Annotated in this window: 1 protein-coding gene; it reads left to right on the top strand. The window is 74.2% G+C overall.

Translation table 11 applies throughout. The features are described 5' to 3' along the window. Positions 1-41: 41 nt before the first annotated feature. Positions 42-275, top strand: a 234-nt coding sequence (locus tag HKX41_11390) for a hypothetical protein (protein NNC24735.1), incomplete at its 3' end; no start/stop codon positions are given.

Genomic DNA, 275 nt, shown 5'->3' with positions numbered 1-275 from the left:
GCATGATCGCGCTACTGAGCCCGTCACCGCAGAGTTCCGCGATGCCTTCGATCCGTTCCGTCTCCGTGCGCGCGCCGCTGGCCGCGCTGTCCGTCGCTGTGCTGATGGCCCTGGGCGCGATGCCCGCAGCGGCCGCGCAGGCCGCGCCCGCGCAAGCCACGGCCGCTTCCACCGCCGACAACACCGCGCAGGCCGCGCCAAGCGCCGCCGCCGCGCGTTTCACCGCGCTGTACACGCGCGAATGGAAATGGCGCCAGGCGCAGTTCGCCGGCGGC

This window comes from Salifodinibacter halophilus (assembly GCA_012999515.1).
Classification (GTDB): Bacteria; Pseudomonadota; Gammaproteobacteria; order Nevskiales; family Salinisphaeraceae; genus Salifodinibacter; species Salifodinibacter halophilus.
Note: the sequence above shows the minus strand (reverse complement) of the source record. Positions and strands in the feature narration are given on the sequence as shown.